Here is a 24,022-nt window from a genome sequence, read left to right as displayed (position 1 = left end):
TTGGTTTTTTTGCGTGAACGATATTTTGATGGTATCCGGTTGGTTTATTCTTGTTAATAACGTCGATGTATTTCTGTAGTGAAGTCACTTGTTACTAATCAATAGAAGTGCTGTGCTAACAGGATGATCAGGGGTTTGCTAAGCAAGAGCGCAATGTGAATATTCAAGGCTTGAGGGGAAAAATCTCAAGCCTGTTTTCTAAAAGGATACCTCTACACTCACACCTTCAATCCAACGTTCTTCAGAGATAGGCTGATCGAAGCTCAAATTGACTTTTAGGTAGGCTGGTTGTCCTTCAAAAGGGCTTTGTAGCTCTTGCGGTAACTTGTTCACAACTTCAACTTGGCTTGATACTGTCGCTGTGTAGGTTTCTCCATCTGGATATTTCACTTTGGCACGAGTGCCAATGGTACTGAAGCGCAAATATTTTGGATCGAGAAATGCGGTGATCTCGGGCGTTGCATTTTTTGCGATCGTAATAAGAGGCGTGTTTTCGAAAACGCGCTCTCCTTCAAGGACATGAATGTCAATAACCCTTCCTGCAAATGGGGCCTTAATGGTTAAGCTTTCTTGAGTTGAACGCTTGACGATAAACGCTTTCATCAGAGAGCGGTATTCGGTGGCGATGGGGCCTGCCAGTTTGGTTTCAGTGTCGGCACGTTTTGACTCAGCGTAAGCAATTTTTTGACTGCTTAATTGAGTGTTAAGAGCGTTAGTGATGTTGACCATTGAGGCATAGTCGACCTCAGACACTTGGCCTTGTGAACGGTACGTATCGTAGTTTTGCTGGATTTCCTGAACTTTATCAAGGTTACGCTTTGTGTGGTTGATTGCCTCAGCATATAAGGCTTCAATGTTGAAATCTTGACCAGTCGGTAGTTTTAAAAGCTCACTCTTAATGAAGTTAAGCTCTTGATCTAAAGCAGGATCACTCAGTAGTAACAAGGCTTGCTCGTGGGACACTGTTTTTCCTACATCAGATGGTATCGGGCCGACAATACCAGGGTGAGTGGCGTTAATTGTCACTGGATGTGAGGTAATGATGGCTGGTGCCGTGACCAATACTTGTGTTTTAAACAGGTAGTAAGCCATCGCTATTAATGGGCTAATGACGATTGCTAGAATCAGGTACCAACGTAGGCGATAACCGCCACGCTTTGCCTGACCATAGACAACTTTAACACCACCCTCAGATTGTGGGTTATTCTTTTTATCTAAATGAAAATTCACTTTCATATTAAAATCTCTTACCTTTCTTTAGTACCCACCAAGGTGCCATGCTTGATTCTTCATGACTTCTTCTGACGACTTCATTCACCACCGCAAACGCAGTAATTAATCGCATCAGAAATTGATAAATAGGGTAGAGTGGGAGCCATTTTATCGTTTTGAGATCTTGTCTCTTTCGTTCAGACACTAAGCCGATATACACAATAAAAATGACAAGTGATAAGAAAAGATAAACACAATACAACATGAGCGTAAGTGCTAAAACGAAGGGGGTGGGGTAGCTGTAAAAAATAAACAAAGTGAAGAAAGCGACCAAAAGCGGCAGGAGGACGTTTTGAATCACCCCATATACCATGATAGAAATGAAGTTTCCCCACCCCAATAGAGCAGGAGATAGGCCATCTTTGTGCTTACGAAGGAAAAGAAACAGTAAGTCACCATCCCAGCGAAGCCTTTGTAGTATCAGACCTTTTAAGGTATCTGGCACATCAGTATGACCAATAGCATGTGTGGCGAAAGCAAGCTTGTTTGTAGGGTATCTGCGTTGATACTGCTTGAGGCGCATGGTTAAATCTAAGTCTTCCGCAGTATGAGTATCCCACCCGCCAACCTGTTTGAGAATACTCTTTCTGAACGCGCCAAAGGCACCTGAAATATTGTTGAGGACACCCCAATTAGCCATGCCGGTTTTCCCCGCTTGCATTGAAAGCATGTACTCCAGAGACTGCATTTTAGTCAGGATATTCTGGCTGTGATTCCTCACTCGTAAAGCACCACCACTGGCAATGACATCTGCTGAAGAAAATGATGTCATCATTTTGCAGGCCATATCGTTATCAAAAGAGGTATCGCCGTCAACATTGATCACTATGTCACCGGAGGCAATAGATAATCCCGCATTCAAGGTAGAAACTCTTCCTCCTCGCTGCCATTTGGGAATAACACGCACTTTTCTATTCTTCACTTGGGCATGGCGTTTGACGCCTTCAACAGCGGCTTGATATGTGGCTTGGTTTTGTACTGCGCCATCAACCACGGCAAGGATCTCAATAGAACCCGGGTATATTTGCTCAACGAGCGTATCAATCGTAATACCGATGGCTTCCCCTTCTCCGTAGCATGTGATGACAAAGCTAATGGCAGGAAAGTGTTGCGGTTCCTTTACTTGCGCACGGTAAGCCCAACGAAAAATGCCAGTGAGAACTAGCAGATAAAGCGGGAGCTCAATGATGATCATCAGAGGAAAAAGCAAAAACCACAGCTCTTGGTTGTGTAAGAGCATTCCCCTGAAATAATCAAATAACGTCAGGCTATCAGACAGCATAGATTTCTCTCAGTAAAGCTTCTAACCAAGACTCAGGATCCCCGTTAAATGCGTGGTCAGGTAGGCTTCTGGCAAACACATTTAGTTCGAAATCGTCTTCTTCAATGAGTTTGCTCAGAGCGGAAAGCTTATTCTGTATAGCTGACAAGCTAGAGTGGTGAGTTTTTGGCATGAGCACTAAAAGCACATCTTGCTTATACTGACAGCAGATATCGGTATCTCGAAACAAGCCGCTCAAACGGGCGGTAATTTGCTCGATCAAAGCGAAGAGTTTTGTATCCCCATGTTGTTGACCATAGTGGTCAATAGAGGGCAGATAAAGTGCAAGGATCAAATGGTTTTCATTGTGCCTTAACGCGACTTTATTTAGCCAACTGATCAAATTAACAAAATAGCCAGCCTCGACTTTGCCTTTGATGGACAGTTCAGGAGCTTGGGTGGCTTTTCCATGTTGGTAGATGTATTGACCGGATTCACCCAGTTTATATTGGTAGATCTTTCTTTCGATCAGTTCATGTACAGGAACTTTGGAATCGCAGCTCATACATTGAGTGATGGTCGACGCTTCGACAAACATATTTGAGCAAGTGTGGCACTTCTGGTTTTCCAATGGACGGTCATAATCAACCCCTATATGTCGAAGCTGGGTAAGGCATTTAGGGCAAGCTAATTTGCCTTTGCGAGTAAAGGCTTGTTGATCATCGACATGCCCACAGGTAAAACAGTGCAGCGAGCTTTGTGATTCGATGTCTATGCTTTGGCAGATTGGACACACGTCGACATAGTTTAAGTGCCCACTGTTACACTGAGAGCAAAGGCGAATTCGATCGATCAGGTGCTCTTTTTCTAAGATATTACGGCTCTGCTCAGACAAAGCATAGCGGTATGCGGAATCTAGCTCTGGATATAAAAATTCGATAAGTGGGTACTGATATATAGTCGGTTCGCTGACATTTTTGAGTGAAGTAATTCGGCGTTCACGATTGACTCCTAGCCAACCAATAATAGGGTCAAGAGCCTGAATATCTGATGCCGTTGATAGCTTTTTTTGCGTATTGTGCCATAGATCGAACGCTGTATTTTCGTCAAACAAACCGTCGGTTAAGCAAGTTGTTAGCGTGTTTTCTTCTGTGCTAAAAAGGCACCAACTCCATCTCAACTTTTGCTGATAGAATGCTTTGAGAGTTTCCTTTTGAGTGTCTTGATTTGAAAAGGCAATACAAGCCGCACCGCCAAAAACTTCAGGCAGTTCCTGAACCGAGCGAACATAAATCACTTTGTCAGTAAGATGGCTAGAAGGTGGAGTATCACTGAGCCAGTAAAAGTTTTTAATGGGAGTGGGCATGGTTAGTCTCATTAGGTCACAATTCTGACAGTAGAGCCACTAGATATCGGAGACGAATCGAGGGCGTACCGTCGCAAGTTTTTAGTTAAACAATCGTCGTGCAATAGATACACAAACAACGTAAATTACAGGCCTTTCCCTTGTGTATAGAAGGGAGTCAGAGCCAAGTTATTTCTCGTCTAACTACCACAGTGTTTATCCCTAACGAACTTTTTCTCACCTTGGCCCAAAATTAAGTTGAGGCTGATTAAACAATAGGTGGCTGTCTCATTTCTGAGAGTCTTCGAGTTTTAATTATGAGTCATAATTTTTTAGGTATTTATATAAATCTTTATAACATAATTTAATTCAATAAGTTTTTAAGTTATTGTTTTGTAATTGCTTTTGTTTTGATGAAACTTGTTGTGTCAGATTGCATTGATCATATGCCTATATCCGCATTTATTGAATTAAAGCTTAAAAGTGCATTTAATTATGAGGTTTGTTGAGTACATTTATTCAATGTCAGGTACACGACAAGCAGTCACATGTTTTCAAAAGAAAAGCTGGAGGGGGGATCCTCCAGCCTTGTTTAATGTTCAGCTTGAACTAAGGAACTAGTTTCCACGCCATCTCCCAATACAGTCCGACACCCGGTTCATATTGATTGGAAGATTCAGACCACTGCTTGCAGTAACCGCTGGCTTGACCATTTAGGCATTGGTATATGTTGCCATCCTTTTCTTGAAGCACCTGAGTACCAGCTTGATAGCTTTCTAAGCTTTTAGGAAAAACATAATCATAACGAGGCAGTGGATCGGTATTTGTCACAGATAATAACCAGTGTTTATAAGTCTCAGTCGCTTCGGGTTTAGTAATGAACACTAAGTGATCGCCATTCAGCTGCAGAGCGCCATTACCGGAGCGATAGTCTGGCGCAGTTTCAAGAAAATCTCGTGGTTCAAGCACCTCTTCGATCAGTGGTAGGTTAGCCAATTCCGCGATAGCTTCTCCAGTATAGGGAGGGACAAAACTGTCTTTCAGGCCATATAGCATGCCAATAGGAGTGACTTTTTCGTCTAGGTAACTGACTCCTTCACCTATCTCAAACTCAGTTTGCATCATTGACCAGAATAGCGACGCTTCGGATCCGGTTGCAGACTTTGGAACAATGCCTTGCCATGATACAGAATCTGATGTGTAGGTGACGGAATTAGTTAGAATACGGCCAAAGTTCGCCCCCGGTACTTGTAGGAAGCCACCGTTTAGCCCTTGACCGGCTGTCGTAGAGAGGAAACCATGGCCTAAAATGGTGCCGAGTGATGTACCAAGGAAAGTGATCTTACTTTTATCAAGGTCAGGCACACCATCAGGAGAAGGTAAGAAGTCCAACTCCTGCAGTGAGGTATTAATGGCGTTGAGAAGGGTGTGCATATCTAGGTTACTCTGAACGGCACCACCTGGTAGGCTAGCGGCATTGTCCGGTGTCATGATTGAGCCCACGTGATCAGAATCACCTTCTGCTCGCGAACCGTGCCATACCCAGTCAATGGCGATCACTGCATGACCATCTTCAAGAGCTGGTGCTGCAACGGATTTGGCATCAGACTGGTCGCCATTCAAACCGTGGGCGTATATGACAACAGGGGTTGAATGAGATAGCGACTCTTTAGGGAATAAAATGGTAAAGTCTAACCACACATTACTTGGCTTATTGGTGATGCGGCCTGTTTGTTTGTCTCTAAAGTCCATGGCCTGCATGCGACCTTTGAGTGAGTAAACCACTTCATTGCTGTCGTGTACATAGCTGGAGTTATCCCAGTCGAACTCGACTTTTGATGTGGCCTTAAGCACCTTCTCTTTTAATGGCGCAAATTGCTTGGTTGCTTCTTCTTTTGTCACGGTTGTAAAGACGGTGAGCGATACAATCTCTTCTCTTGTGATCCCCTTAGCTTCGAGGTATTGAATGTAAGGCTCATAGAAATTGGAGAGTTCGGAACCATCTTGGCTTAAAGCTTCTGTGACACCGTTAGAGGGACGAAAGTCATGGCCGTTGTCGCTTTTCAATGCATTAGTGACCACCGCGATATGTGTATTGCCGTAGTTAAATCGGGCTCTTGGGTAGACTGACATTATATGGCTACCATCGGCTTTAACCTCTGCAGGTTTGCTGGACAATGGTGCAACCGGTACCCTCTCATCAAGGCTGTAATCAAAAACCTGAACGCTATCTCCACCATCACTTGGTAAACTTGATGGATCAAATGGCTGGTGGAATTCGAACAGCACTGGCGCTGCGACGGAGAATCCATTTTTGCCATTGATGATGTCTTCAGGGGTAAAACTTTTTGGTAACTCGTGAATGAAGTTGTTAGAAAAGATTGCGTTCTTTATGTTTAGGCGCAGGCCTGTGTCAGACTGACTATCCTTCTTTGTAAAAGCCTGATTACTTGGCCATGGTAACCCACATGAGTCGCTAGTCAGCGGATTGCAGTGTGTAGTATCTGTCGCTCCCCATGCGCTGCCTGTTAAAAATGCCATTCCCAATGCTAACTTGTTTAGTTTCATCGCTTTCTACTCGCCTTCTTGTTGTCAACGTTTGTTAGTTTTGTCTTCAGCGTGCCTTGCTGGTGGGGGTAAAATTGCCCCTATGCATCCAGTTGCTTTTTGACTATATGGCGAGGAGAAGGTAAATGGCTCAGAATGATCATTAATAGTTATTAATTTTTATTTGTTCATTATTTGAAATGATTATTAAGGCTAGTTCTGATGGTTTTGTTGTTTCAACCATCTGATATATAATGCTATTTTTATCTTTGTGGTTACTCCAAGATTCAATTTATTCTTCTGTTTGTATAAAGGCCGTATCAGATTAAGCTTTTTGTATCGACACTTGACTCCATGAAGTCTTAGAGTCGTCATGACAAACTTCCAAATCATACGTCTGTTGCTTATCTTCACGATCTTTTTCCTTGTCAGTGATTACTTACTTTCGACATGGTATGGGTTTATATTATTTGAACAGTGAATGCATGTTTGATAGCGTAACTGGCTGTTAAGTATAAACATTAGTGGATTTTTACTGAGTGTTAAGATAGTAATGATTCATTGATTCTGCTGTTTTAAGGATCGATAGATGCGTTTTCCCCTAACTACATTAGCTGTATCTGTGGCGCTTATTGCTGGGTGCAGTTCTCAAGGAGTTCAAACTGTGGCTCAACCATCCCAAATAGAACTCGCAGCTCAGCAAGTTTCGGCTCCAGTGGCCCCAAAGCAACCTTATGTCCTTAACAATCATGGTGATCGCCGCATAGATAACTACTACTGGATGCGTGATGATGAGAGAAAAGATCCTGAGATCTTGGCGCATTTAGAAAAAGAAAATCAATACACGGATGCGGTGTTAAAACACACTGAACCGCTACAGGAAAAACTATTCCAAGAGATCAAAGGGCGCATTGCAAAAGATGACAGTTCAGTTCCAGTGAGAAAAGGGAATTATTTCTACTCGAACGAGGTGTCTGGTGATAATGAATACCCTATCTACCAGCGCGCCAAAGATTTCTCAGGGACGGATAAGACCGTTATCTTAGACGTCAATGAGCTGGCGAAAGAGCACGAATTTTTCAGTACGGGTGGCTTATACGTTAGCCCAAATGAGAATTTACTGGCGTACGGTGAAGATACCCTAAGCCGTCGCATTTACACGATTAGAGTCAAAGACCTTGCCACAGGCGAATACCTCAACGATGAAGTCGAAGGGGCGTCGAGCGGTGTGGCTTGGCAAAATGACAATCAAGCTTTTTACTACATCAAGAAAGATCCTCAAACCTTGCTGGGCTATCAGGTCTACCGTCATGTGCTTGGCACGCCGCAAAGCAGTGATGAGCTGATTTACCAAGAAGACGACAGCGCGTATTACATGTCTTTAGGCAAGAGTAAAGACGGCGAACAAGTTTACATCTTCCACTCAAGTACTGAGACAAGTGGGGTGTCTGTCATTGACGCCAATGATCCTAAAGCCAAGGCTGAACCTTTCTACCCGAGAGAGGAAGGCATTGAGTACAGCATCGCTAAGCTGAACGACTGGTATTTTATCTACACCAACTATCAGGCTGTGAACTTTCGTTTAATGAAAGTGCATAAGGATCAGATGCATGACCGTTCGAAATGGCAGGATGTGATTGCCGCGGATGATAAAACTCAACTGGTCGATTTTACGTTGTTTGAGGACCATTTAGTTTATGAGCAGCGTAAAGACGGCTTAACCACGGTTAAGGTGCGTCAGCTTTCGACGGGCAAGGAGTTTCTATTAGCCTTTAACGACACCGCGTTTGCGGCTTACATGACTGGCAACCGAGAGCTCGATAACTCAAAGGTTCGTATTTACTACAGTAGCCTGACGACGCCGGGGACGTATTACGATTTCGACCTCGAGTCAGGTGAATCCGAAATCATGAAGCAAACGCCAGTACTTGGTGATTTTGATGCTGACAACTACCAATCTGAACGTATTATGATCACCGCTCGAGATGGGCAAAAAGTGCCGGTTTCGTTGGTTTATCGTAAGGATAAGTTCAAAAAAGACGGCACGAATCCTATCTACCAATACGGTTATGGTTCATATGGTCACACGATCGATCCTACTTTTGGTTCAGCGCGCTTGAGTCTCCTAGATCGCGGATTTGTCTATGTGATAGCGCATATCCGTGGATCTGAAATGCTGGGAAGACCTTGGTATGAAGATGGTAAAAAACTGACCAAACAGAATACTTTCAATGACTTTATCGATGTTACCAAAGGCTTAACGGAAGCTGGTTATGGTGCCAAAGACAAAGTGTTTGCGGTCGGTGGATCAGCGGGTGGCCTATTAATGGGAGCCGTCATAAATCAAGCACCTGAGCTGTATCGAGGCATTGGTGCGCATGTCCCGTTTGTGGACGTGGTAACCACCATGCTGGATGAATCTATTCCCCTGACAACCAATGAATACGACGAATGGGGTAACCCGAATGACAAGCCATACTACGATTACATGCTGAGCTACTCGCCGTACGACAACGTCAAAGCGCAGAGCTACCCGAACATGTTAGTGACAACAGGCCTGCATGATTCTCAAGTTCAGTATTTTGAGCCTATGAAATGGGTGGCGAAATTGCGAGAACTGAAAACGGACGATCATGTGCTGCTGTTTAAAACAGACATGGAGGCGGGGCATGGTGGCGCATCTGGTCGCTTTAAGCGTTTACGAGAAGACGCACTTGAATACGCCTTTTTCTTAGATTTGCTCAACGAAGAGTGAAATTTAACCAAATCGTCGATATGCCCGCCTTGAGCGGGCATTTTTATCGGCGCAACAAAGTTAACAGAAACAGGGCATTGCAAATAACCTTCTCATATATAAATAAAAATCGCTCTAGATAAACATTGAAGTACCCAACCTGCTTTTTGTTGGAACCATTCACGGTTCTGATGTTTGGTCGATTTTCCTGATTGATTTGCGGAACAAAGATCACCACTCTACGTGCCGCCCAGAGTCGAGGTATCACTCTGGCTTATAGAACATAAAAACTAACAACGTAGAGCTTTATAATGAAAAAAATCATCACCTTGTTGTCTATCTCGGTGCCTTTGACCGCTGTTGCGGACAATGCACGCATAGATGCATTTATGACGGCGTTTCACGCCAATCCGCAAAAAGTCATGGATGCGTTACCAGAGAAAGAAGGAGACGAATATCAAACCATGAGTGCTGAAGAGCTTGAGCGCTTCAGAGATCAAATGCGTGAAACGGTTATGGAAAGAGCAGAGTCAGTCATTGCTCCTCGATTCTCAGCAAACCTGAACAACGATAACCCAGCGCGTCTGGTTGATGTGGGTAACGCACTGATTCGCAATCTGGTTGAATTGGATAGTGCGGCACCAGATTCAAAATATCTGGATGTTCAGCCTTGGTCTGATACTTACTGGCCTTTGTACTCCGGCGCAGCCGCGTGGCGTTATTCTGACCGTGAACTTTACGCGTCAGACTGGCAGGAATACTACGATTTTTCACATACCATCAAACCGTTGGATAGCTACTCAAGCGAGCAGCGCCACTTACTTTCTCCGGCAGAGAAGTATGACTTATTGGTCGGGGATAAAAACTTCACGCTGACCAAGCGTTCGTGGGACTCAGGTAAAGGTTACTATGAGTCGCAGGGCAAAGTAGAGCGTTGGATGGGACTATGCCATGGCTGGGCTGCGGCGGCTTACATGCTTCCTCGTCCTGAAAAGTCGATTACAGTACCTGATGCCAATGGAGAGATGCTTAAGTTCTATCCGTCAGACGTTAAAGCTCTAGGCACACTGCTTTGGGCTGAAGCGCCGTTCAATACACGTTTTATTGGTGGTCGCTGTAATATTCAGAACCCTGAAAAAGACGAAAATGGTCGTGTTATCGAACCTGACTGTGTGGACAACAACCCAGCAAGTTGGCACTTATCTGTACTCAACCAGATCGGTATCACCGGTCGTAGTATGATTATGGATGCGACATACGATTACCAAGTCTGGAACCAGCCGATCCTTGGCTATCAGGTTAAGTACTTTAACCCAGAGACTAATCGTTCATCAGGCAATCCAGCCGATGTGACTATCGCGATGGCGGACTACAAAAAAGACAAGTTCACCCAGTATCGCGCGTCACGTGTTGTCTCAGTCGTTGGTGTCCAGATGGTTGTAGATTACATGGTAGAGACGAACCCAACTCATCGAAATTACGACAAGCCAAAGCTTGATGGCGTATCGCGAGTGACGTATTACTACGATTTGGAATTGGATGCTCAGGGCAATGTTATCGGAGGCGAGTGGTATCAGAATCGTCACCCTGATTTCCTTTGGACACCAACCCCTGAAGCGGTAGCGAAGTCCTACTACGATGGCAGTGGCGAATGGGATGTGACTCAGTCAGTTCCCCAGAGCTGGCAAGATAGAGCACCTAAAGCGTCTCGTTATACTCAACCTATGACTTCTGTTGTTTCAGCTTTGTTTAGTGCGGCTTCAGGCGATGAGAAGCCAGCAGAGCAATGGAAGCAAATTGCTACTCAAGGTAGCCAGTGTCTGGACGTTGAAGGAAGTTCTGCCACTCCGGGAGCTCGAGTATACGGCTGGAGTTGTCACAGCGGTGACAACCAACAATGGCAACTAACGACTGAAGGTAAGATGATCAGCAAGGTAGCACCAGGTCTGTGTCTGGATCAGCAAGGGTCAAGTATCACTATGGAAACTTGTAGCCAGCGCCCGAATCAGACATGGCGAATGGAAAATGGCCAGCTTAAAAATAGCCTAGATAACGCGCTGAAATGGAACTCCAACAGTTGGTTGGTCCAAGCTGACGTCAATGGCAGTCAGTGGTCTTGGAAATAAATCACTAAAACAATAACAATGCTCTCCTTACTGAAGAGCCCGCGTGCGGGCTCTTTTTTCATCCGATTATTGCAGGCAGCTGCCTTCAAATGACCAGTACCAGTAGTAACTGTAAGGATCGGCTCCCCAGTTAGTCTGGGTTGCGACAAAGCGGTTCCCGTAGGACTGCACCTCGGTGCCTTGTGGGTAATAGTAATAAGGTGACCATTCTTCTAAGTTGGCGCACAAGTCCTGTGGTTCTGGTGTCGGTTCTTCGAGATAGGCACTAACGCCAACATAGGCATCTGAGGAGCTACGCGCACCTGTGACCATCACATAAACATCGGCATCACCAACACCGCTAAAACCACAGTATTCGTTGTTATCGCGGTTGGTGGAAGCACAGTCATGATCCGACAGTGAAGCAGGACGATTGATCGCGACATACATATCAACATTGCCATAGCCGTTATAGGTTTGTACCCAGATATCCTCAGCTGGTGAATTCTTCAACACAAAGTGTTGCTCGTCATTACCCGCTGATTCAATCGCACTTGGAATATTGATTTGTAAGCTTACGATATCGGGGTTAGGTGTCGGCTCAGGATCTGGCTGTCCAGAAGCGCACTGTGCCACCTGAATACCCACCTGAGCGAACGCGTTGTTCACCGCGGAAGTGTCGTATCCCAGTTCGTGAGCCGCTTTACAAACACCTTCAGCGCCCTGTTGAAAATCTGAGTTTGGTCGCCAGTAAAGTTGGTTAGCGGTAGCATAGGCGATGAACGCTTTTTTGATGTCCCAGTTTGAGCTGGTCGCGAGATGGTAAAACGCCTTGTTGAACACACCGGAGCTGTGGTGGACGTCGATACCATTGTAATACTGGTTGATATGGTCAATGGAAACGCCGTCTTTGCTTGGCTGAATGAAGTAACGCATGGCATCAGAGTACTTCATGACATGTTCGCCCATTTTCCAGTTGAAGCTGCCGTGAACGTACTGGCTGAGTGCCGCCGCAGCTACATCAGAGAAAGACTCATTCATCCCACCTGACATACCACGGTATTCCAGACCAGAGTTCTGCTCTGTAAAGCCGTGGCTGACTTCATGTGCAATCACATCCCACGTGGCCAGTGGATACATTGACTGGTTACCATCACCAAAGGTCATCTGACGACCATCCCAGAATGCATTGCCATAGTTAGAGCCATAGTGAACGCGCATGGTCAGTTTTTGCTGAATAGGTCGGGTGTTTAACCAATCCATGTACATATCGAAAACGCGTTGACCAAAATAGTGTGCGTCATTCATTGGAGCGTAGGCCCCATTCACGCTACGGTAGTTATTGACGTTACAGTCAAACTGATGAACTTGCCCACCGTATTGCTGGTTGTTCATATTGAGTGTGACGACATTTGGGCTGTCCATTTGGCAATACTGGTTAACTTCAAAGCCGCCGTATTGCGTTTTAGGTCCAAAGTAGTAGCGACCACTTTTGCGGTTACCACCAGGCCCTTCCGCTTCAATGAAAGCAATCCCTTCCCACCGGTCAAGCACGTCACCGGACTTAGCATCGACTAAAGTAATCGGCCTTGAAGGCCCCATACCATTCATCTGAATAAAGTCGACTTTGTAGACCAAACGAGCGATCTGTTGCTCATCTTGCCAGATCATTAGTTCAGCATTTGGATCGCGAATCGCTTGAGAAGCAAAGCCTTGGCTATTGCCTTTTGCCAGCTCTATCGCTTGCTTTGCGTTGAGCATAGGTAAGGTAGAGCCAATATCGGCATCAATGCCTGTTAAGACTTTTCCGTCAACAGGTGTCACTGTACCTTGGGCGGAAACTTGAGCGACTAAAGACTGGCCGTAAACTGGGACACCATAGTGTAACTGTTGCTTGCGAAGCAGTGTCTGCGGGCCAGCTTTCACACGACTAGCATCTTGATAAGCCAGCGGCTGATTGGGTGCTGAAAATGCCCGTGTTGTCGGCGGATTAAGTACTTGGGAAAGGTCAACTTGAGAGTAGTCAACAACGTTGGCAGCTTGAGAAGCGAAAGCCATTGGAAACAGCATAAGTAAATTAACGTTACGCATACTTCACCTTTGTAGTTATTTTTCAATTGATTGGGGAAAAATTGCGTGTGTAGAGTAGAGATATGATGTGGAAATCATAAGTGCAAATGGTTTTATATGATGCTTGGGTGCAAAACATTTCAACACCTCTCTAATAAATGAGAGGCTGAGTCGAAAAGTGGCTTTTTCCATTTCATGTTTGGTGCTTTATGGTCGCGCCTGACCAGGCATGATGGTGTGGTTCGTTGCGAGATGCCTAAAGTTAGCCAGCGCCTAAATCGGCAGCAAAGCGGCATTCATAACTTGTTAGAATAAATTTAGATTAATTTACTGTCCGGTGGGCCAGCTTAGGTGTATTAGTTAAGTCTTTTGCATTGTCTAAACAGACCTACAAACTCATACAATCTGTGACTGTATTCATTACACAAGTGTGCTGTATGATTTTCGGAACTTAATAATCTTAGGGTAGTCAGATGGCTACATATCAATCTCATTGGAAGTAAAGCATGGCGAAACGTTGGCTCTTGTCTGCTGCGAGCATCGCATTGCTCGGTGGCAGCGCGTATTTTTATCTGCAATCCTCGTCTCAACCTGAGAGCTTGCCCACCTTGGTGGTGGAGAAAGGAACGATTGAGAAAGAAGCCGTAGCGGTAGGTAAAATTGTTCCAGCGCATTCAGTCTCCATTAAATCTCAAATCGACGGTATTGTCGGAGAGATTTATGCGCAAGTGGGAGAAAAGGTTAAACAAGGGCAGGCGCTTATTAAAGTGCGCCCGAACCCTACGCCACAAGCATTGACCGATGCCTCTACAGAGCTGATGAGCAGTGAAGCCACCCTTGAATCGGCTAAGCAAAAACTGGCGAACTTAGAGAGCTTAGTTAAGCAAGACATTATTCCAAGCAACTACGACGATTACGTTAGCGCGCGTTCGGAAGTTAAATCAGCACAAGCTGCAGTGCTGCAAAAACGCCAAAACCTTGAGCTAATTCAAAGCGGTGAGGCATCCATTGGTGATGCGCGTCTGACTTCGACCATTTATGCGCCGATTGATGGCACAGTGTTGAACCGGAAAGTGGAAGTGGGCGAACCGATCATTTCGACTGAATCGAGTCAGGCTGCGACAGAAATGATGTCTCTCGCAGACATGAACAGCCTGATTTTCAAAGGCAGCGTGAGTGAGCACGACGCAGCGCAATTAACACCGGGTATGCCAGTTCTGCTGACGGTCGCGCCATACCCTGATGTACAGATAGAAGGGGTTTTAACCAAGGTAGCGATTCAATCGGAGAACCTCAATTCACCTGAAGATACATCGACAGTAAAGAGCTTCGATAATGGCTTTGAAGTGGAAGTTGGTGAACTAAAAATTCCACAAGACGTTACATTACGTTCGGGGTTTTCTTCCACGGCACAAATCACGCTTAAGAAATCGGAAAACGTGTTGACTTTGCCAGAGCGTGCACTGCAATTTGAAGGGGATACGCCAAATGTGCTGATCCCTGATAGTTCAGAGCAGGGTTTCCATAAGCAAAAGGTCAAGCTTGGTCTGTCGGACGGAATCAATGTTGAAGTATTAGAAGGTGTTGATCTCGGTGAAGACATTATCGATAACAGTATGATGGGAGCTGCTCATGGCTAAACATCATCTCTCATATTTTGGATGCGTATTGCTGGCTGCAACCTTGAGTTTCCCCAGCTACGCCATTTCTATTGAACAAGCTTGGAAGCAAGCAAAACAAAGTGACCCCGATTACGAAAAAGCCAAGATTGGCGTACAGATTGGTGAAACAGGTGTTGCCTCTAGCCGCAGCTCGTTGTTGCCATCTTTAAGTGCGACCGCATCAGCGAATTGGAACGAAGACAGTGACAATACTAATACTTACGGTGCAACGTTATCCCAAACAATATGGGACAGCAGCCTTTGGTCAGATTTAGATGAAGCACAAGCAAACTATCTTAGAACGGAGCTGGAGCTATCTCAGGCTCACAATGAATTAGCCCAGAAGCTATTGGCGACTTATCTTGATGTCGCCAGTGCTCAAGGCGATCTTCAACTGGCGAAAAGCAAACTGGAGGAAGGCAATAAGCTACTGAAGATTATCGAAAAACGTTATCAGGCGGGTAAAGTCAAGTCGATTGATGTGGAGGAGATTCGTGCCACTCTAGTGACAGATAAAGCCGGCATTCTCAATGCACAGGCTCAGTTGGAAGAGAAAAGAGCCGAGCTTGGGGCACTCATCAATCAGATGCCTAAGCGTGTTGACCAAATTCGCACCGACAACCTGATTCAGCCTCCGATGTTGGTTGAGTCCCAAGAACAATGGCTTAAGTTGGCCAAAGACAGTAGCCCAGAGCTGTTAGTAGCCGCGCAAAAGGTCAAAGCCAGCGAGTTTGCACGCCAATCAGCCAAAGGCGGCTATTACCCAACGGTAAAGGGTAATCTCGGCTACAGTGATGATGACAAATATTCTAACGGAGAGTTTAATGCCGGGCTCACCTTGAGTGTGCCGATTGATCTAAACGGTGCGATGCGCGCTAAGGTAGATGAAGCATCTCTGAATATATTGAGTGCTAAACAGGACTTGCGCAGGGTTGAAATTGATATTCAGAAACGCATTGTCCAGCAGTTTACTCAGGTCGACATCAATTGGAATCAGGTCCTAATGGCTAATGAGGTGGTCGAGTCTCGTGCTAAAGTTTTGAGCAGTAAGGAGAAGCTCTACGATGCTGGACTTCTGGAAGCATCGGAAGTGATTGATGCTCATAACAACCTGTTTGATGCGAAGAACAGTTTGCAAAACAACCTTTATAACTACTGGCGTCAACGAGTTGGTTTGCTGCAAACGGCTGGCAAGCTTGACGACAATACCATGACCTTAATTTCTCAGGCTTTCCATTCATGAGCAATCTGCTTCAGCAAACTTGGCAGACGCTAATAGCACACAGAATGAAGAGTATGTTGGCAATTATAGCCATCGCTTGGGGGATTATTTCTGTTGTGGTGTTAATGGCTTTAGGCGAAGGCTTTTACCGTCATCAAAGTCAGTCATTCTCATTTATGGTGAATAACGTGCAGGTGGTTTTCCCATCTCGAACTAGCACACCTTGGCAAGGGTTGCCATCACGTCGTGAAATCGATATTCCACAAGATAAAGTCGAGATGATCAAGCAGTCGGGCTTTGTTAAGGAAGTTGCGTCCGTGTATGCCAAGTGGGATGCCAGTGTCACGAATATCAAAGGACAAAATTTAGCTCGCGCCGTGAGTGGGATTGACCCTGCTTACTTTGCTCTTGCAGAGCGGAAACTTCAGACGGGCTCCCGCAATATTTCACCGAGTGACATTGCGAGCCACACTCGCGTTGCTGTGCTGGGCGATCAGATTGCCAAAATGGGTGGTATCGGGATTGGTGAGGAGGTCAAAGTTAATGGCATTCCTTTCTTGGTTATTGGTGTACTCAGCGACGAAGACACCGGTATTTCTTTTGGTGATAGCCGCAGAGTTTTCATCCCGCAAACCACCTATCGCGATCTATGGAACGATAAACCTTGGATGCTGTTGATGAAACCGATAGATGGTATGGACTCTGCCTCGTTCCGAGAGAGTATTGTTCGCTTTTACGCTAAGCAGCTCCACTTTGACCCAAGTGATAAGGATGCGGTGCGTTTGCCTGACTTTAGTGAGGGAGCAGTTGTGATAAGCGGTATTCTTCGCGGGATTCAAATATTTCTGGGAGCCAGCGGTGCAATGACAATGGCGGTGGGGGCACTTGGTGTGGCGAACATTATGTTCCTTTCGGTCACTGAACGAACCCGAGAAATCGGTGTGCGATTGGCGATAGGGGCAACACAGGTGTCAATACTGAGCCAGTTTATCATTGAGGGGTTGATACTGGTCGCCGTTGGAACGGCCATTGGTTTAATGATCTCGTTTGCATTGGTTGCGCTACTGAGCACTGTGGCATTACCAGAGTGGATTGGTTCGCCAGTGATTACACCTGACTCGATTGCGTTGTCATTACTGGTCACTGTAGTATTAGCGTTAATGGCGTCTTACTTCCCTGCAAGACGAGCTTCGCGACTGACGCCGGTGTTAGCACTGAGTGCGAGGGCTTAAACAATGTTGCTACCAATGAGACAGATTTTTCAGGAAATGGCAGCAGAAAAGCTGAGGTTAGGGCTGACAATATTGGCAGTTGCTTGGGCTACCTTATGTATTGCGGCCATGTTAGCTGTGGGAGAGGGCATTCGCCAGGGAGTGCTGAAAACCGCGCAAAATGGCAATGGCAATTTGATCTACCTGACAGGTGGGATGGCAACCGTAGATTATGGTATGTTCCATCAGGGCAAGCCGCTGACGCTCAAAGTCGATGATGCCGATGTCGTCAGCGCGCTGCCGGAAGTCAAAGCTGTAGCGCCGACGGCACTATGGGATGAGCGCATCACGGTTGGCGATCGCGGTACATGGCGAGAGCCACTTGCAGTCACTACTGACTTTCGAGCTATGACCAACCTTGCTCCGCTTTCGGGTGGTCGCTGGCTCAATCCGCTTGATCAGAAAGAACAACGTAAAGTTGTTGTACTTGGCTACCTTTTAGCTGCTGACTTGTTTAACCCAGAAGATGACTTTAACTGGTTTGCGACTGTAACACTGAAAGTCAATCCGGTTGGGGAAAAGGTCAAAATCGGCAGTGAAGAGTTCACAGTGGTTGGAGTACTGGAAAAAAATAGTGCCGATATTGAGCAGGGTGATCCCATTAATTATTCCAGCTTTGTCCCGCTCTCCACGTGGCAGCGCTTTCATACTAGTGCTGATATAGCTGGTATTAATGTTCAACCAACAAGTGGTGTTGATAGAGTCAAGTTAGCGGAAACCATTCGTCAGGTGATTGCGCGCAAGCATGGTGCCAGTGTTACTGATCAGCAGATTGTTCAAGTAGAAGACATGTTCTTAAAGCAAAAAAGCATGCAGCAGTTTCTGGTTGGCTTACAGAGCTTTCTTGGCATCATTGGTTTTATCACACTTGCGGTAGCGGGAGTCGGTATTGCCAATGTCATGTACGCGACGGTGAAACGTTCAACCCGAGATATTGGTGTGCGAATGGCTGTGGGCGCGACGCCGACGGCGATTCGGCTCCACTATTTAGTTCAGTCGCTCATGACTATGGTGATGGGTGGAGCTCTCGGGCTTGCAGTCACTTATGCATTGGTATCGGCGATTGGCTCTGTCAGTCTAGAAGGCAATGTTTTTTATGAACGTTTGGGCAAACCTGTCCCAGAGCTTTCCTGGCTTGTGGTGGCAATTGTGATTGCTACTCTAGTTGTCATAGGCGTGGCATCAGCCTGGTTACCGGCAAATCGCGCTGCGAAAGTAACGCCTATGGAGGCGCTGCAAAGTGAATGATGAGTTCAAGAAATCAGGAGTCAGTATGTCAGATAATGCATTGGTTCAACTGACGAATCTTTGTAAGTATTACTCAAGCGGCGAAGTGGAAGTTCGGGCACTAGATGGTGTAGAACTTACGATTGAGCAGGGCGAGTTTCTCTCCATCTTGGGTCCTTCAGGTTCAGGTAAATCCACACTAATGAATATGCTCGGCTGCTTGGATAAACCAACCAATGGCGATTATTTGCTTGATGGACAAAACGTGGCAGCACTGAGTGCCAATGAATTAGCGGGAATACGTAACCAGAAAATCGGGTTTGTTTTTCAAAGCTTTAACCTGCTTGAGTACGCAACGGCACTTGATAATGTCGCACTGCCTTTGGTGTATTCGGGTATTAAAGCCAAAGAGCGTCGTCAGCGTGCGGCCAAACTGCTTGAGCAGGTTGGACTGGGCGATCGTCTCGATCATAAGCCGAATCAGTTATCCGGTGGTCAAAAACAGCGTGTAGCGATTGCACGAGCACTGGTTAACGATCCGCAGATTATTTTGGCAGATGAGCCGACCGGTGCTCTGGATTCCAAGTCAGGTGCTGAAATCGAAGCTTTGTTTAATCAGCTACATGCGGAAGGACGAACCTTGATTATTGTTACGCATGACAATGCGCTGGCTGAACGAACCAAGCGCATTATCACCATCAAGGACGGTAAGGTAATATCAGACAGGCTACCTTTTCATAAGGCAGTGTAGTTATGGTGAGGTGACACAAAGAGCAAGTGCTCTTTCGCTGGACCCATCAATGGCCGTTGCCCCTGCAACGTCTGCGGTCGCACCGCCTGACGAATCCAGTGTCACTTCGACCCAAGTACTTCCATTGAGTAATGTGAAATACACCGCAGAGACAGGCCAAGCATAGGAACCCGAGGTATCACCGAATTCCGCCACACTATTGGCATTGATGAATGAGGTATAGTCTGTTAACGGCGGAACGCCGCTGTATACCCCGTTACAAAAGTTTAAAATTTCAGTGGCGTTCATTAAGGCGTAGGTAACGGTGCCTTCTGTGATTGATGAGCTGTATGTGTAACCAGCAGTTGTTACCTCATCCGTAGTGGGAGGGCAATAATATGTTTTAGTTACGGATGCACTTGTGCTATCTAAGTGTGTCCCTTGATAGGAGGCAACATTACAGCCCATATGTGTGATGGTACCAGTATCTGAGTCCGAATTAGAATCATCTAAGTTGAGTTCACCGTCATGATGACACGCCGATATGGCAAGCGCTATGGTTAACAAGAATGGTTTCCTTACCATATTTATCCTTACATTAGTGACTCCTAATGGGAAGTATAGCGGAGAATACCGCTTATTTAATTTTCATTTGGAGGAGATAAGTTGTGATTGATGGCATGAGCCTGATGAGCACTGTGCCACTCCTCAAGCTTTTTACGGGTTTCTTTTGAGGATGGCTGATTGAGGCAGTGTTCAGTGACGCACTGGTACTGCTGAATGAGCTTGTTACTGGCTTCAACCGATTGTTCAGGAATGTCAGTTGTCGCTTGCTTCAGACGTTTGGTCTTCGCTTTGTCGAATACTGATGTCATGACGCTCTCCTTAGCTGATTTTATATACGTTGACGCGATTCAAAGCGCAGTCAGGTAGGTAAAGGGTTTGATTGTGCGCATGGAGAAGGTAGGGCATCCATAGTTCGCCTTTGCTTGGATCTGCGCCAAATCCACTAAAGCTATCGATAAACTCGCCTTGTTGATCGAAGATTTTAATCGCGCGGTTGACTAAATCCGATACAAACAGCTTACCCTCATCAAAATCGATACTGGTCGGCAACAAGAAGTTGTCGTTGTCTGTGCCGTAACCTTGTTGGCCAAAGCTACCTATGTATTTGTCATGACGGTCATAAATGACGACTCGGTTGTTGTTCTGATCAGTAATGTATTTGTGCCCGTCTGGCGTGATGGTGATGTCGGTTGGAGTAAAGAAATCTTGGTCACCGTGACCTTTTTGGCCGAATGTACAAACTAAGCCAGCTATCCCTTGAGCATTCAGTCGCCAGCGACAGATACGGTTATTGCCAGAATCAGCAACGTATATATCTCGGCTGATTGGATCCACCGCGATTCCTTGAGGTTTAAACAATTGCCAGTTAGCGTGGCCTAAACCGCCAAAATAGCTAAAAGGCACCAATTCACCGATGAACTCGTCATATTGATAAATAGTGACAATACCGCTGATGTAGTTACTCACAACCAGTAACGGGAGTTCGGGGTTAAGCTGGCCAATTAATGGCATGGCAGGCGTAAGAGAGCAGATACCCAAAGACCCAGGAAGCAGCGGTAAGCTGTTTGGCCTGGCAGTGTCTGGACGATTGTATTCAGTCGCTTGAAGCTGGTAGTTACCTGCATCAACTAACCATAGCAGTTGACTAGAATCGTTAAACTGATCGCCAAGGAAGATGCGGACCCAAGTTTGCTGCCATCTTTGCGTCCATTCGAGCTGCGTGCTCAAAGCCATCGATACCCAAGACGGTGCATCAAGTTGGTGTATCGAGTTGAGCCACTTATCTTGTTGCTGGAATTGCTGATCCCACCATGCATTGATCAAAGGGTATTGGCTGGTGTATCTACTTTGAGCGGCGAGTGAAGTATTACCTGCCACTGAAGTGACGAAGTGAAGCTGGCCTTTTTGATCCCGCTCATCACTTAACTGGTCAACAACTATGGTTGTTGTCGGCAACTCAGGAGATAAATCAGCCCAATCAACTTTGTGAATTTGAACGGAAGCTAAGATAGGCTCAGTGATCAGTAATGTATCCTGATGCATTTTGGTGATCTGAATCGGCGAGAAGAATCCATTCAAGCTACCTGAGAAATGCCCGTCGATATCGTAGACCGATACAGAGTACTGCTTCGCGCCTGGAATGAGTATGCGGTTATCAATGATTGAAACATCACGAGCAAGATCGATGTCATCCAAGTAAGTTTTGCCGCTGGCAAACGGGACCGGATTTCCATCCCAATCGCAGCGAACCACAGTGGCAAATCCGGTATTTGCAACATACAAGTGGCCATTGTTATCGCAGCTCAGACCCTGTGGCCACAGAAAGTGCACCGCTTCTTGTGCATTAACGACATTAATATCCCTTAGCCAGTTTCCATTTTCGTCGAACACGACCAAACGGCTTTCGTTGTCGGGTCCTTCGTGAAATTCATCAGCGACACACAGTTTCCCTTCATAAAACGCTAGTCCATTTGGCCCCTCGAGGTGAACGGGTTCACCTGCCCCGAAACGATGAATGGAACGAATGTTTAGTGCTTGGTTGTATTCAAGGATATGGATGCGTTTGTTGGCAATGTCGCTGACATAAATCCATGGTTTTTCTGGGTGAGGAAGAAGGCGAAAAGGCATATTAAACTGTTGGCTGCCACTTCCCACTGAACCAAAACTGGCGAGTAACTTTTTCATTTTTCTATCAAACACCAACAAACGATTGTGTGCGGTGTCTGCCAGCCAGATGCGGCCGAAGCGATCGATGCAATTGCCTACTGGCGTATTAAGAGAAACATTCCCTGCTGCGCGGCAGGGGAGGCTCGGCAATTGGGTGACCTGTTTGCCGATATAAGTGTGATATGCAATTCCCATGGTTCTAGCCTTTTGACATAAATTATATGTAACTCAACACATAACTTTAGCAGTCAAAAATGACAGTACCACGTTGCCACTTGTATAAACGAATCCTCGGTTATCTGGAATGACGTTTTTGCAGGTAAGGTAAAATTATACTTTACGTGTCGCATATTCATTGCGGAATAAGTAGCTTTGTGACGCATGATTATGAACCTTCACACTGGGTATCTATAATTTAAGGCGTGACCACCGAAGACTTGTTAACAACAGGAGGGTGGTATGAAACGGATATCGATTTTTATCATCAGCTGGTTACTGGCGATGTCATCGGCTGTGGCCAATGAAGTGTGGATTATTCCGCTCAAAGGAGCGATTGGCCCTGCGACCAGTGATTATGTGTCTCGCGAGATAGAACAAGCGCATCAGACGGGCACGGTCAAGCTGATCCTACTCAAAATGGACACCCCCGGTGGGCTGGACAGTGCGATGCGAGACATGATTCGCTCGATCACTACATCACACATTCCAGTCGCCACTTGGGTTGGCCCTTCAGGCGCAAGAGCCGCCAGTGCTGGTACTTACATCTTATTTGCCAGTCATATCACAGCGATGGCTGAAGCGACCAACCTTGGGGCCGCCACTCCTGTCAGTCTGGGAGGCGGTGCACCGCCGTCTCCCACACCTGCTAATGAAGATGACTCAACTCAGAGAAGTGATGAGTCTGCACCGCAAAACTCAGAAAAAGTGCCTGCTAAAACGGCGATGGAAAAGAAAGTCATCAACGATGCCAAAGCTTACATTAAAGGTTTAGCTAGGTTACATGGTCGTAATGCCGAGTGGGCAGAAAAAGCCGTCAGTGAAGCCGCAAGCTTGGATGCGACGGAAGCGCTTGAATTGAACGTGATCGATTTTATTGCCTCTTCACCAGAACAGCTGATAGAAAAAGCTAATGGTCGCGAGGTGGTGATTAACAGCGTTGCTACAGAGCTGGTGCTAAAAAACGTGGCTTGGGTGGAGCGAAAACCCGATTGGCGAGCGGAGATGCTTGCGGTGATTACCAACCCTAATGTTGCTTATATTCTGATGCTGATTGGAATCTATGGCTTACTGCTTGAGTTTTATAATCCAGGAATTGGCCTACCCGGTGTGTTGGGTGGAATCTGTTTATTGCTGGCGATGTACGCCTTGCAAATGTTGCCCGTAAATTATGTCGGTTTAGCGTTGTTACTGCTCGGCATCGCGTTGATGATTGTGGAAGCATTTAACCCCAGCTTTGGAATTTTTGGCTTGGGTGGCATCACAGCATTTGTGCTCGGTTCGATCTTTCTTCTTGATAGCGGCATGCCCGGCTTCCAGATTGCGGTGCCTTTGATTCTCGGTATTGCGCTGTTTTCCGCGGCATTCATTATTCTTACTGTTGGTCTGCTACTTAAAGTGCGTCGTAAGCAGGTCACAACAGGAGTGGAAAATTACACAGGAAAAATGGCGGTGGTGTGTGAAGACTTTGCTGAAGGTGTTGGCAGGGTAAGAATGGACGGTGCGTTATGGCATGCAAAAGCGACAGGTGAAGAAATACTAAGGCAGGGTGACAAAGTCGAAGTCATCCAAATTCAAGGGTTAAAGCTGACAGTGAGAGCGCAGCAAGGCGCGAAAAACTAGGAGGC

16 protein-coding genes are annotated in these 24,022 nt (G+C 46.0%); 8 read left to right on the top strand and 8 right to left on the bottom strand.

The window, feature by feature from the left end:
* Positions 1–198 precede the first annotated feature (198 nt).
* From L1D31_RS11775 to L1D31_RS11760, 4 genes are all read right to left on the bottom strand, one after another.
* Positions 199–1,236: an HlyD family secretion protein gene (locus L1D31_RS11775; RefSeq protein ID WP_239837313.1), complete on the bottom strand. Its 1,038-nt coding sequence runs from the start codon at positions 1,234–1,236 to the stop codon at positions 199–201.
* Between the two features lies 1 nt (position 1,237).
* Positions 1,238–2,554 carry a glycosyltransferase gene (locus tag L1D31_RS11770; protein ID WP_239837312.1) on the bottom strand — a complete coding sequence of 439 codons (1,317 nt, stop codon included), beginning with the start codon at positions 2,552–2,554 and terminating at the stop codon, positions 1,238–1,240.
* Positions 2,544–3,899 (bottom strand): diguanylate cyclase, encoded by a 1,356-nt coding sequence (locus L1D31_RS11765; protein WP_239837311.1) that lies wholly within the window; start codon positions 3,897–3,899, stop codon positions 2,544–2,546. Before L1D31_RS11765 ends, L1D31_RS11770 begins: the two co-directional genes overlap by 11 nt.
* Before the next feature lie 588 nt (positions 3,900–4,487).
* Entirely contained in the window at positions 4,488–6,446 is a 1,959-nt protein-coding gene (locus L1D31_RS11760; protein WP_239837310.1) for a chitin-binding protein, read from the bottom strand.
* Positions 6,447–7,014: 568 nt separating this feature from the next.
* On the opposite strand from L1D31_RS11760, the gene L1D31_RS11755 reads away from it, so the two are divergent.
* Both L1D31_RS11755 and L1D31_RS11750 read left to right on the top strand, forming a co-directional pair.
* Positions 7,015–9,180 carry a S9 family peptidase gene (locus L1D31_RS11755; protein WP_239837309.1) on the top strand — a complete coding sequence of 722 codons (2,166 nt, stop codon included), beginning with the start codon at positions 7,015–7,017 and terminating at the stop codon, positions 9,178–9,180.
* A 290-nt stretch (positions 9,181–9,470) separates the two neighbouring features.
* Positions 9,471–11,285, top strand: a complete 1,815-nt coding sequence (locus L1D31_RS11750) for a ricin-type beta-trefoil lectin domain protein (RefSeq protein WP_239837308.1) — start codon at positions 9,471–9,473, stop codon at positions 11,283–11,285.
* Positions 11,286–11,351: 66 nt separating this feature from the next.
* Here the strand turns inward: L1D31_RS11750 and L1D31_RS11745 are convergent, their stop codons facing one another.
* Positions 11,352–13,355, bottom strand: coding sequence for a M4 family metallopeptidase (locus L1D31_RS11745; RefSeq protein WP_239837307.1), 2,004 nt, complete (start codon positions 13,353–13,355; stop codon positions 11,352–11,354).
* Between the two features lie 485 nt (positions 13,356–13,840).
* Between L1D31_RS11745 and L1D31_RS11740 the strand changes: the two genes are divergently transcribed.
* The 5 genes from L1D31_RS11740 to L1D31_RS11720 are packed head-to-tail and all read left to right on the top strand — an operon-like array spanning position 13,841 to position 19,466.
* A complete protein-coding gene (locus L1D31_RS11740; RefSeq protein WP_239837306.1) occupies positions 13,841–14,974 on the top strand; it encodes an efflux RND transporter periplasmic adaptor subunit in 1,134 nt (377 codons plus the stop codon).
* The gene (locus tag L1D31_RS11735) at positions 14,967–16,238 is read left to right on the top strand and encodes a TolC family protein (RefSeq protein ID WP_239837305.1); all 1,272 of its coding nucleotides are present in this window, start codon (positions 14,967–14,969) and stop codon (positions 16,236–16,238) included. The genes L1D31_RS11740 and L1D31_RS11735 overlap by 8 nt, the downstream gene beginning before the upstream one ends.
* Complete coding sequence (locus L1D31_RS11730; RefSeq protein ID WP_239837304.1) at positions 16,235–17,449, top strand: ABC transporter permease; 1,215 nt, start codon at positions 16,235–16,237, stop codon at positions 17,447–17,449. The genes L1D31_RS11735 and L1D31_RS11730 overlap by 4 nt, the downstream gene beginning before the upstream one ends.
* Positions 17,450–17,452: 3 nt before the next feature.
* Complete coding sequence (locus L1D31_RS11725) at positions 17,453–18,736, top strand: ABC transporter permease (RefSeq protein ID WP_239837303.1); 1,284 nt, start codon at positions 17,453–17,455, stop codon at positions 18,734–18,736.
* A 25-nt stretch (positions 18,737–18,761) separates the two neighbouring features.
* Positions 18,762–19,466: an ABC transporter ATP-binding protein gene (locus L1D31_RS11720; RefSeq protein ID WP_239837302.1), complete on the top strand. Its 705-nt coding sequence runs from the start codon at positions 18,762–18,764 to the stop codon at positions 19,464–19,466.
* Here the strand turns inward: L1D31_RS11720 and L1D31_RS11715 are convergent, their stop codons facing one another.
* Genes L1D31_RS11715 through L1D31_RS11705 form a run of 3 tightly spaced genes read right to left on the bottom strand, consistent with a single transcriptional unit; the run spans position 19,467 to position 22,373 of the window.
* Positions 19,467–20,030, bottom strand: a complete 564-nt coding sequence (locus L1D31_RS11715; protein WP_239837301.1) for a hypothetical protein — start codon at positions 20,028–20,030, stop codon at positions 19,467–19,469.
* Between the two features lie 56 nt (positions 20,031–20,086).
* Positions 20,087–20,320, bottom strand: coding sequence for a hypothetical protein (locus tag L1D31_RS11710; RefSeq protein WP_239837300.1), 234 nt, complete (start codon positions 20,318–20,320; stop codon positions 20,087–20,089).
* Positions 20,321–20,330: 10 nt separating this feature from the next.
* Positions 20,331–22,373: an NHL repeat-containing protein gene (locus tag L1D31_RS11705; protein ID WP_239837299.1), complete on the bottom strand. Its 2,043-nt coding sequence runs from the start codon at positions 22,371–22,373 to the stop codon at positions 20,331–20,333.
* Between the two features lie 264 nt (positions 22,374–22,637).
* Here L1D31_RS11705 and L1D31_RS11700 point away from each other — a divergent pair, with 264 nt between their 5' ends.
* Positions 22,638–24,017, top strand: coding sequence for a nodulation protein NfeD (locus L1D31_RS11700; protein WP_239837298.1), 1,380 nt, complete (start codon positions 22,638–22,640; stop codon positions 24,015–24,017).
* The last annotated feature ends 5 nt before the right edge of the window (positions 24,018–24,022 follow it).

The sequence above is a fragment of the Vibrio sp. Isolate23 genome, from assembly GCF_022398095.1.
GTDB classification, from domain to species: domain Bacteria; phylum Pseudomonadota; class Gammaproteobacteria; order Enterobacterales; family Vibrionaceae; genus Vibrio; species Vibrio coralliilyticus_A.
Note: the sequence above shows the minus strand (reverse complement) of the source record. Positions and strands in the feature narration are given on the sequence as shown.

Bases quoted from the DNA above. Each gene is read 5' to 3' on its own strand.
- L1D31_RS11745 (WP_239837307.1), bottom strand. From the start codon at position 13,355: ATGCGTAACGTTAATTTACTTATGCTGTTTCCAATGGCTTTCGCTTCT.
- L1D31_RS11770 (WP_239837312.1), bottom strand. From the start codon at position 2,554: ATGCTGTCTGATAGCCTGACGTTATTTGATTATTTCAGGGGAATGCTC.
- L1D31_RS11720 (WP_239837302.1), top strand. From the start codon at position 18,762: ATGTCAGATAATGCATTGGTTCAACTGACGAATCTTTGTAAGTATTAC.
- L1D31_RS11765 (WP_239837311.1), bottom strand. From the start codon at position 3,899: ATGCCCACTCCCATTAAAAACTTTTACTGGCTCAGTGATACTCCACCT.
- L1D31_RS11760 (WP_239837310.1), bottom strand. From the start codon at position 6,446: ATGAAACTAAACAAGTTAGCATTGGGAATGGCATTTTTAACAGGCAGC.
- L1D31_RS11710 (WP_239837300.1), bottom strand. From the start codon at position 20,320: ATGACATCAGTATTCGACAAAGCGAAGACCAAACGTCTGAAGCAAGCG.
- L1D31_RS11725 (WP_239837303.1), top strand. From the start codon at position 17,453: ATGTTGCTACCAATGAGACAGATTTTTCAGGAAATGGCAGCAGAAAAG.
- L1D31_RS11715 (WP_239837301.1), bottom strand. From the start codon at position 20,030: ATGGTAAGGAAACCATTCTTGTTAACCATAGCGCTTGCCATATCGGCG.
- L1D31_RS11740 (WP_239837306.1), top strand. From the start codon at position 13,841: ATGGCGAAACGTTGGCTCTTGTCTGCTGCGAGCATCGCATTGCTCGGT.
- L1D31_RS11700 (WP_239837298.1), top strand. From the start codon at position 22,638: ATGAAACGGATATCGATTTTTATCATCAGCTGGTTACTGGCGATGTCA.
- L1D31_RS11705 (WP_239837299.1), bottom strand. From the start codon at position 22,373: ATGGGAATTGCATATCACACTTATATCGGCAAACAGGTCACCCAATTG.
- L1D31_RS11730 (WP_239837304.1), top strand. From the start codon at position 16,235: ATGAGCAATCTGCTTCAGCAAACTTGGCAGACGCTAATAGCACACAGA.
- L1D31_RS11735 (WP_239837305.1), top strand. From the start codon at position 14,967: ATGGCTAAACATCATCTCTCATATTTTGGATGCGTATTGCTGGCTGCA.
- L1D31_RS11755 (WP_239837309.1), top strand. From the start codon at position 7,015: ATGCGTTTTCCCCTAACTACATTAGCTGTATCTGTGGCGCTTATTGCT.
- L1D31_RS11750 (WP_239837308.1), top strand. From the start codon at position 9,471: ATGAAAAAAATCATCACCTTGTTGTCTATCTCGGTGCCTTTGACCGCT.
- L1D31_RS11775 (WP_239837313.1), bottom strand. From the start codon at position 1,236: ATGAAAGTGAATTTTCATTTAGATAAAAAGAATAACCCACAATCTGAG.